This is a genomic window from Chrysanthemum yellows phytoplasma, from assembly GCF_000803325.1.
GTDB classification, from domain to species: Bacteria; Bacillota_I; Bacilli_A; order Acholeplasmatales; family Acholeplasmataceae; genus Phytoplasma; species Phytoplasma asteris.
On record NZ_JSWH01000093.1, the window covers coordinates 1 to 7,303 of the forward strand.

The 7,303-nt window shown below is 27.5% G+C and carries 8 protein-coding genes; 6 read left to right on the forward strand and 2 right to left on the reverse strand.

All coding sequences use genetic code 11. The annotated features are described in order from the left end of the window. Window positions 1–1,109: 1,109 nt before the first annotated feature. On the reverse strand, window positions 1,110–1,649 hold the full coding sequence (locus OL66_RS01760; RefSeq protein WP_011160483.1) for a hypothetical protein: 540 nt from the start codon (window positions 1,647–1,649) through the stop codon (window positions 1,110–1,112). 350 nt (window positions 1,650–1,999) lie between these two features. Next, window positions 2,000–2,164, reverse strand: a complete 165-nt coding sequence (locus OL66_RS03855) for a hypothetical protein (protein WP_156956351.1) — start codon at window positions 2,162–2,164, stop codon at window positions 2,000–2,002. A gap of 546 nt (window positions 2,165–2,710) precedes the next feature. On the opposite strand from OL66_RS03855, the gene rpmB reads away from it, so the two are divergent. The 6 genes from rpmB to OL66_RS03695 form a co-directional block, all read left to right on the forward strand. After that, window positions 2,711–2,899: a 50S ribosomal protein L28 gene (gene rpmB / locus OL66_RS01765; protein WP_011160481.1), complete on the forward strand. Its 189-nt coding sequence runs from the start codon at window positions 2,711–2,713 to the stop codon at window positions 2,897–2,899. Window positions 2,900–3,123: 224 nt separating this feature from the next. Next, entirely contained in the window at window positions 3,124–3,405 is a 282-nt protein-coding gene (gene rpmE, locus OL66_RS01770) for a 50S ribosomal protein L31 (protein ID WP_011160480.1), read from the forward strand. Between the two features lie 118 nt (window positions 3,406–3,523). Continuing rightward, on the forward strand, window positions 3,524–4,153 hold the full coding sequence (locus OL66_RS01775; protein WP_011160479.1) for a thymidine kinase: 630 nt from the start codon (window positions 3,524–3,526) through the stop codon (window positions 4,151–4,153). Window positions 4,154–4,244: 91 nt separating this feature from the next. Then, window positions 4,245–4,697, forward strand: a complete 453-nt coding sequence (locus OL66_RS01780) for a nucleoside deaminase (RefSeq protein WP_238568789.1) — start codon at window positions 4,245–4,247, stop codon at window positions 4,695–4,697. A 377-nt stretch (window positions 4,698–5,074) separates the two neighbouring features. Continuing rightward, a complete protein-coding gene (locus tag OL66_RS01785) occupies window positions 5,075–6,298 on the forward strand; it encodes a CCA tRNA nucleotidyltransferase (protein ID WP_034172227.1) in 1,224 nt (407 codons plus the stop codon). Window positions 6,299–6,389: 91 nt separating this feature from the next. After that, the coding region (locus OL66_RS03695; RefSeq protein ID WP_238568790.1) for an HD domain-containing protein at window positions 6,390–7,303 on the forward strand (914 nt) is incomplete at its 3' end.

Below are 7,303 nucleotides of genomic sequence, written 5' to 3' on the forward strand. Positions count from 1 at the left end.
TTTAAAAATACCCAAAAAACAATTTTAATTAATAAATAATTAAAGATAATAATTTGATAATTTTTAAAAAACTAACTTAATAAGGATAAAAAGGGCATTCCTATAATAAGGAACAATTTGTTCTTAAATTAAGGAATAATGATGTTCTTAAAATGAAGAACAATTAAGTAATACAAAAAAATGATACTAAAAGTAAATTATTGGTCCCTTTTTCAAATATTAAATGTTTTCAAACATGCAAAACAAAATAATTGAGGAATAACAAAATAATAATTTACTTAGCTTTATTATAACATTTTTTAAGTAATGCAACAATTAAGATGCAAAAAAAGGTCGAAAAAGTGAGAAAAAGCGCGGCGCAAAGGCAAAAAAGGGGTCAAAGGGGCAAAAAAAGCAAAAAAAAAAAAAAGACTAGCAAAAACTAGTCTTTTATCTTTAAAAAATATTTAATTATAGATGCGATTTGCATTTTATTTTATTAGATGTTAAAATAAATGTGGTGTTGAAAAATACATCATCTACAAAAATAAAGAAAGGAGGGCGCCGTTATGATTGTTATCTCCTTTTTATTTAAAAAAATCCATATTATAATAACAATTATGATATTATAGTTTTTTTACTCAACTCTTATATGACAGTGTTGAGTTTTTTATATTATAAATTAAGATCTGATATACAAAAAGAGCTCGGATATGACGCCTAACTCTTTTTTTATTTTTTTCTACAAAAATAAAGTATGACACCGTTATGCCAATGAACCAACCCAAAGACAACTAACCAAAAGGTTAAAGTTCAATTATATTTTAACAAATTATAAGGGGTTTGTCAATATTCAGGGTTAATTATTTTTTGGGTTTTTGAGATTTATCATTGTTTTGCTGCTTTGGTTTTGGTGGATTTGGCTGAGAAAAACTATTTTTCGCTTGTTGGTTTTGAGTTTGATTTTTGTAATCCTTTTTGGGGTTTGAGGGTTTATCGTTGTTCTTCTTTTGCTTTTGTTGTTGTGTCCCTTTATTTGGGTTTGGGTTGTTTGGTCTTCCTCGCTTTCCTTTACCCTGTGAAACATTCGCATTATTACTTGTACCTCTATTGACATCTAAAACTTGATTTTATTCTCCTTGTTTATTTGTCGTTAAATTTTCTTGAATGCCTTCATTACTTTGTATATTTCCTTCTTTATGGGATGAAACTGTTTTAATTCCTACATCTTTTTGCTTTTCATGTTTTTTACTTTCAGCTACAAAACTACTCAAATTATAACAAGCAATATATAATGTAAAATCATGCCCATTTACGTGTTTTATTGGTACAACCCAAGAATTAGGATTTGGTCCTTTACAATTATTAGGTTCTAATTTGTGTTTATCTTTAATCCATTTTTCAATAGTTTTTATTTGTCCTGCAAAATTAGAGTTTTTATTAAACAAAAAAATAGCACCTTCTTTATTTTGACCATTGATATAATTCATTAATTGATCACAGGCATGATCAATATTTTCCATCTCTTTATTAAGAACTTTATCAAACATTTTACATTCAGCAATATAGACAAAATCATCAAAATCAACTTTAATATCAACTTTACCTCCACAATTCATCGCTTCTTTATTGATTTTTATTTGCGCAGGATAAATTAATTGCAAATACATAATAATAAGTTCTACAATAAAATTTTCTTTTTCCTTAACTGAATGTTCTTTAACAATTTTTTTATTTTCTAACGAACTACAAAATAAATGAATATCTTTATTAATACGATTAAAACGTTCTTTTGCATCAATTGTTAAAATATTAGATTTATTTTCTTCAGTTAAAAATTTAGATCCACCAAAGGCTTTAACTCTCCTTTTATTGCTTCTAATTGTTCTTTGGATAAAACTATTTTGCCATCCTTAATTTCTTTAATTTGGCTTTCTGTTAAAGTAGTCAATTGAAATTGTTCCTTTACTTGTTCAGCAACTCTTTGAGCTAATTGATTTGTCTTATTATCTCTTTGCTCTTATGTTTTAGGTGATTTTATGTCTTTGGATAAATTAGTTTCTTTAACATCTTTAAAACTCAAATATCCTAACTTACTTACAACAATTACAAAAACTAACAACGAAAATAGCATTGCAATTAAGGAACACACAAAGACAATCAATAAATTTTTTTTCGCAAACATAAATATCTCCTTAATAAAAATATGAATAATACAAATGTTAATAATGCAAATGAAATAGGAAAAAAATAATTAGGAATGAAAATAATAAATAAAATAAATAACAACAAATATAATAAACCCTAAGCAAAAACAAAATATACTAAAAAAATAAAATATTCATTCTTTACTAGGGGCAAATTATTGGAGTGTTTCATCTAAATATATATTATATTTTAATTGTAGCAAAAAATATACCAAAAATCCAAGAAAAAACAAAGTGTTTATGTACAAACCAAATAAAGGCTTTAACTATTTTACTAAATTATCAAATAAATATACAAATATAATGGAGATGATGGACAAAAAAGATAATAACCGTGCGCAAAATAACATAAAAACAATCAAATCAAATAATGTTGCAATTAAAATAAATCCCTATCCTAAATATAAAATTATCCCAAACCAAACAACTAACAATAAATTTATTTTTAACAAAAAAAATCACCCAAATAAACCCTTATTGTGATATAATAACTTATATATTGTAATTAACAAAGGAGAAAAACAATGAGTAAATGTTATATCACTGGAAAAACCACCCTTTTTGGTAATCGTCGTAGCCACGCTATGAACGCAACTAAAAGAATTTGGAAAGCCAACTTACAAAACGTAAAAATTGTTGACGAAAACGGCAAGGTTCAAAAAGTAAAAATCTCTGCTAGGGCACTCAAAAAGCTCAAATTACAAAGAGCCTAAAAACTCTTTGCCTTCCTTTTCTTTCTTATTTTTTATATTTATATTTTATGATTTTTTCATAAAGATAAAGAAAGAAATAAAAAATCAAAAGTTCAAATATACCATCAAAAAGTTCAAATAATAAAAATCAAAAATTAAAAAGTAATAAATAATAAAACACAAACACATCGCATAACAAAATAAAAATAAATAAAATCAAAAAAATAATAAGGAGTCCTAAACACATGAAAGCAAATATTCACCCTCAATTTGAAACAGTGGAAGTTTCTTGTGCAACTTGTGGCAAACAACACCCAATTGGCACCACAGTTACTAGCATCAAAATAGAAACTTGTTCTAATTGCCACCCTTTTTACACTGGCGCCCAAACTTTTGTAGTTAAAGCAGGGCCAGTTGACAAATTTAACAAACGTTATGGTATTACCCAAGACCAAAAAGTTAAAACAGTTTCTTCAAATGCTGATAACCAAAAAGAAACCACCGAAGAATTGATTAAAAATAAATAATAAATACTTAAAAAATAAAATAGAAAATCACCCTCCAAGTTCTTTTGGACCAACTATCACACCACAAAAACCAAAAAAATTAATTCAAATTATCTTATTTATAAAGGAGTTCAAAAGAATGACCCAAAAAGAACAAGGGCAAGGGTTTATTGAAGTTGTTTGTGGACCAATGTTTGCAGGCAAAACAGAAGCATTAATTCAACGCAGTAATCAAGCATTACAACTCAACAAAAAAATTTTATCCTTTAAACCGCAAATAGATGACCGTTATTCTGTTAAAGAAGAAATAGTTTCTCACAATCAAAACACTATTCCTGCTATTTTAATTGACAAAAGCAAAGACATTCTCCCGTTTATTACTCCCGAAATTAATGTTGTCATAATAGATGAAGCCCAATTTTTAGATAACGACATTGTCGCTATTGTAGATTATTTAGCTAACTGCAATATTGAAGTTATTATATCAGGTTTAGAACTTGATTTTTGCGGAAAACCATTCGGACCAATGCCTTATTTATTAGCAATTGCAGACACCGTTACTAAATTAACTTCAATTTGTGCTATCAGTGGCAAAAAAGCCAACCGCACTCAAAGATTAATTGACGGCAAACCTGCTCAAAGCAATGAACCTGTTGTTTTGGTAGGCGGAAAAGAATACCACGAACCTCGTTGTCGCAAACACCATTGTTTAGCAGATATTGACAAAACAAAAATTAACTGGCAAAACTTCACCAACCAATCTAAATAACTCCACTAAAATAATTCATCTCAATAATTCTTTTGGAATGTGGATTAATACTTAAAATATGGAAAATAACAACCAACAACATATTTTTTTTATGAAAGAAGCTTTAAAAGAAGCCCAAAAAGCCTACCTCAAAGAAGAAGTCCCCATCGGAGCTGTCGCTGTTTTAAACCAAAAAATAATTGCACGAGCTCACAATAACAGAAACACTAAAAAACTTTTTTTTGGACACGCTGAATTTTTAGCCCTCATGAAAGCAGGCAAAAAGATAAACAGCCGTTTTTTAAATGATGTATCTCTTTATGTCACTTTAGAACCTTGCTTAATGTGTACAGGAGCCATCATACAAGCAGGCATCAAAAACCTTTATTATGGCACAAGCATGGAAAAATCATATTCTTTTAATGATATGTCATCTATCCAAAATATGCCTTTTATGGATAAATTAAATATCCAATCAGGACTTTTAGCTCAAGAAAGCATGCAACTTTTACAAAAATTTTTTCAAGAACTAAGAATCAAAAAAAATAATTTACTATCCCGATAAAAACAACAAAAAAACAAAAAAAATAATTTCAGCAACCCAATAAAAACTCTTATCACAACCAAATTAGACCATCACAACCGATGGTCTTTTATTTTCAAAAAAACTAATTGGCCAATAATAAAATGTTGTTATTTTAAATATTGACACATCCTAAATAATACAACCTACATTAAAATTACAAATAAATACTAATAAAAAATACTATATTGAACCACATTTACCAAAAAATAAATAATAAAACAAACTAAAAACAACCTTTAATATTTATATCTATTATCTATTTTACTTTTATCTTAACTATATTTATCATCAAAGGCAACCAACCAATCAAACACAACAAAATAAAAAAATTAGAAATATTGCTAAAAGCCCAAAATATGAAACATTCCAATCAACTAAAAACAGCTCAAAAAATAATTACTATCTTAAAAACAAACGGATTCGAAGCCTTTATTGTGGGTGGAACTGTCAGAGATTATTTACTCAAAATAAATGCTAACGAAGACATCGACATCACTACTAACGCCGCCCCCCAACAAATAAAACTCCTTTTATGCCCAGAAAAAACAACCCAAATAAAAATTAATTATGGTAGCTTTAAAATAACTTTTGAAAATTATCTTTTCGAAATTACTACTTACAGAAAAGAAGGCACTTACAAAGACTATCGCCACCCTAGTGAAATTTTTTTCACCAAAAACGTCCATCAAGACCTTTTAAGACGTGATTTTACTATTAACGCTCTTTTAATGGATGAAACTGGTAAAATATTTGATTTCACACCTGAAAAACAAGGAAAAAAAGATTTAAAGCAAGGTTTGATCCGCACCATCAAAGACCCTTTTATTAGATTCCAAGAAGACCCTTTAAGAATTTTAAGAGCTTTTTATTTTCAATCTAAAATAGGATTTTGCATAGAAAAAACTACCCAAAAAGCTATCATCCACAAAAACCATTTATTAGCTAAAATTTCTTCTCAAAGAATCTATGAACACATCGAAAAAATCATCACTCACAAAAACTGGCACCAAACTTTTAAAACTATGATAGAAACTAAAACCCATCTATTTTTACCCCAACTAACCCAAAGCATTCTTTGTTTAGCTTATCTACATGAAACTCAACTTAAATACATTCAAGCACACCACAAATTAAAAAGAAGAATTTTTTGGTCAATGTCGCTTTTACTCAACAACCAAATCCTTGCATCTTTTCCTTTTACCAAACAAAAGAAAAAAAGCTACCAAAACATTGCCTCTTTAAGTTTATATCTTTGGGAAAATATTACTTTTAATTTATTTAAACATGGATTAAAAAATTGTCTCCTAGCTAATCAAATTAATTATCTTTTGCAAAAAGAACCTTATGCAGCAGCCAAAATACAATATATTTATCAATATTTACCAATAAAAACAATTACTGAACTTAATTTTAGTTGGCAAGAAGTCTTAAAACAATTACCCCACAAACCCAAAGGAACATGGATTAAACATACACAAAAACAACTAATTACCAAAGTACTTAATAGAGAAATACCCAACATTAAAGAACAATTAATTAATTTTGTACTTAGCCAAAATCAAATCCTAGATAAACAATAAATAAATAAAATAATGAATAAAAATAAAATGAACTAAATTATGTAATAACAAAATTATAAACATCAATTTATTTTTGTTTATAAATGTAATAATGCAAACTTACTATTTCCATTTACAAACACTTCCATCAACATATTTTTATCAATACCAATCTAGACCAATAGGAAACAAACGTATGAAAAAAAACCAAACCAACATCTTACCCAAATATCAAAAAGGACAAATCAACTTTTTTACAGGCAAAGTAACAAGCATCAATCAAGGACTTCATTTTTATAATATCACCTTGCAATTACAAGACAAAAGCGACATCAACATCAAATTAGAACCTCAAACCAAACCACCTATCCAAGGACAAATATATCATTTTAAAACTATTTGTCTTCTCAAAAATGAAGAACTTATTTTGATGAATCAAACATACAATTTAGCTTATAATGTATTAGATATGCAAACTTTGTATGAAACTTATTTAGCCTTTTATGAATGTGCTCCTATTTCTTTTGCAATAGTAAAAGACGAATTAGAAAACTATTTACATAAAATAAAAAACAAAGTCTTAAAACAAATTACTTACAATTTATATTGCAAAAACAAAAATAAATTTTTAATTTCCAAAGCAGCGTTAAAAATTCATCATAATTATTATGGCGGACTTGGTTATCATACTTTAACTATGTTAAAAATGGCAGAATCTCTTTTAAAAATTTATCCTTTTCTCAATAGTGATTTACTATTTGCAGGTACTATTTTACATGACATGGAAAAAATTAAAGAACTAGATTTAGAACAAAAAAACTATACTCCCAAAGGTTTGCTATTGGGTCATTTAGTCATGGGTGCTTGTGAATTAGAAAAAGAAGCCCAATTATTGGGTTTTCAAGATAAAGAAGAAGTATTATTATTAAAACATATGTTAATTTCTCATCATGGACTTTTAGAACATGGAGCTGCCAAAAGACCACAAATAGGAGAAGCTATTTTACTTTGGTATTTAGATAATAT

Coding starts and splice junctions, on each gene's coding strand:
- OL66_RS01785 (WP_034172227.1), top strand. CDS start 5,075: ATGAAACATTCCAATCAACTAAAAACAGCTCAAAAAATAATTACTATC.
- rpmB (WP_011160481.1), top strand. CDS start 2,711: ATGAGTAAATGTTATATCACTGGAAAAACCACCCTTTTTGGTAATCGT.
- OL66_RS01780 (WP_238568789.1), top strand. CDS start 4,245: ATGAAAGAAGCTTTAAAAGAAGCCCAAAAAGCCTACCTCAAAGAAGAA.
- rpmE (WP_011160480.1), top strand. CDS start 3,124: ATGAAAGCAAATATTCACCCTCAATTTGAAACAGTGGAAGTTTCTTGT.
- OL66_RS01760 (WP_011160483.1), bottom strand. CDS start 1,649: ATGTATTTGCAATTAATTTATCCTGCGCAAATAAAAATCAATAAAGAA.
- OL66_RS03855 (WP_156956351.1), bottom strand. CDS start 2,164: ATGTTTGCGAAAAAAAATTTATTGATTGTCTTTGTGTGTTCCTTAATT.
- OL66_RS01775 (WP_011160479.1), top strand. CDS start 3,524: ATGACCCAAAAAGAACAAGGGCAAGGGTTTATTGAAGTTGTTTGTGGA.